The sequence below is a fragment of the Saccharopolyspora sp. 6M genome (genome assembly GCF_020176775.1).
GTDB lineage: Bacteria > Actinomycetota > Actinomycetes > Mycobacteriales > Pseudonocardiaceae > Saccharopolyspora_C > Saccharopolyspora_C gregorii.
Window position 1 is genome coordinate 1 of sequence record NZ_JAIUJZ010000337.1, and the last position, 1,866, is coordinate 1,866.

The 1,866-nt window shown below is 75.0% G+C and carries 2 protein-coding genes; both read left to right on the forward strand.

Features of this window, described 5'->3' with window-relative positions; genetic code table 11:
* The first annotated feature begins 145 nt into the window (after nucleotides 1-145).
* Nucleotides 146-793, forward strand: a complete 648-nt coding sequence (locus LCD31_RS28675) for a CbiX/SirB N-terminal domain-containing protein (protein ID WP_308015883.1) — start codon at nucleotides 146-148, stop codon at nucleotides 791-793.
* 451 nt (nucleotides 794-1,244) lie between these two features.
* The coding region (locus LCD31_RS28680; RefSeq protein ID WP_224963308.1) for a type VII secretion system-associated protein at nucleotides 1,245-1,866 on the forward strand (622 nt) is incomplete at its 3' end.

A 1,866-nucleotide genomic window follows, 5' to 3' on the forward strand; every position in this document is an offset into this window, starting at 1 on the left:
AGCGGCGGGATGCCGGTGAACTGCTGGAGCAGCCCGTTGACGAAGATCGTGCCGCTGTCGGCGGCGGTCGGGACGCCGGGGGGGGCCGCGCGCCCCCCCCCCCGGGGGGGGCGGGGGGGCCCCCCCCCCGCGCCCGGACCTGGACGTGCGGGCGGCGTTCCTGGACCTGTCCGCGCCGCGGGTGGGCGACGTGCTCGCGGCGGTGCGCGCCGACGGGCACCGCGAGGCGGTGGTGGTGCCGCTGCTGCTGGGCAGCGCGTTCCACGCGAAGGTGGACCTGCCCGCGGTGCTGGCCGAGGCGGGCGCGCGGTTGCCCGGGCTGAGCCTGCGCACGGCGGACGTGCTCGGACCGGACCCGCTGCTGGAGTCGGCCGCGCTGGACCGGCTGCGGGAGGTCGGCGTCGACGGCGGCGATCCGGAGCTCGGCGTGGTGCTGGCCGGGGTCGGTTCGGCACACGCCCCGGCGAACCGGCTCGTCGCCCAGGTCGCCGAGCGGTGGCAGGCGCGGCATTCGTGGGCGGGCGCGGTCGCCGCGTTCGCCACCGCCGCCGAGCCGGACGTCCCGGCGGCGATCGCGCGACTCCGGGAGCGCGGTGCCCGGCGGATCGCCGTCGGGTTCTGGTTCCTGGCGCCAGGGCTGCTGACCGACCGGGTCGTGGACGCGGCCCGCGCGCACGCCCCGGACGCGCTGATCGGCGCACCGATGGCGGCGGCGGGAACCGTCGCCGAGCTCGTGCTGACCCGCTACCGCGAAGTGCTCGACCGCACCGAGCTCGGTTCCGGCGCGGCCTGAACCCCGCTGCCCGCGCCGCGTTCGGCGCAGCGCGCACCGCCGAGTGGCGCAGCCGTCCCGCGCGTTCGTGCGGAATTCCGCCGAGTCCGGCCCCGCGCGCCTGTGCGCGGGCAGGATGCGGCCCGTGCGGCCGGCGAGCACGGGCGCACCACAGGCCCGGCGGCGGCGGGAAACCCCGACCTCCGGCCGTCGCCGGGCGGCCCGTTTCGTCCGCTGCCTCCCCGTTCCTCCCACCTCCGGCGGAGAGCGGGATCGCTGACTCAGGGTGTTTTGGCGGAACACTAAACTTCACCCCAAGTGGCCATGAGAGAGTGCGGATCAACTACGCGACGGCGGCGCGTCGCAGCGCAGCCGAGCGGAATCGCGGCGCGAAACCACACTTTCGGGTGAGCCAGTGAACCTCGGCGGCAAGGATCAAGGTGCAACGACAAGTCGGGGGCGTGTGCGGGAGATGAACACCCAGCAGCCGAGCCGGCCGGTGATCACGCCGGCCATGCGCGAACAGGCCGCCAAGCAGCCGAACACCTGGCTGTACGTGGTGGATCCGATCTTCAGCGACCCCAGCTCCGAGGTCCCGCCCTGGGGCTTCATCGGCGGCTACCGAGTCGACGAGCGCGGTGAGCTCACCGAGGACTTCTCGTCCAACCCGAACTACCGCCCCTCCCCCGTCGCGCTGCGGCTGCCCGCGCCGACCAACGACGTCGAACGCGCCCTGCAGCTGACCACCACCGGCTACGCCCAGGCGCCCACCCTGTTCGCCGCACTGCTCGACGCCGAGCTGATCCTGTTCGCGCAGCCGCAGGGCAGCGGGCTGTTCACGATGGACCACGAGTCCGGCAGGCGGCAGCTGCAGCTGTTCACCTCCGAGGGCTACCTGCCCGCGAACTGGACCAGCTGGCAGCGGATGACCGGCAGGCAGCTCGTCGAGCGCGGCCCCACCGGCATGGACCTGCAGATCAACCCGACCAGCCAGGTCAAGGCGCGCATCCCCGGCGAGGACCTGATCAAGGCCGCCGGCGGGCCCAGCACCCCCGCACCGCCCGCGTCCTTCGCCGCCCCGTCCGCGCCCGTCG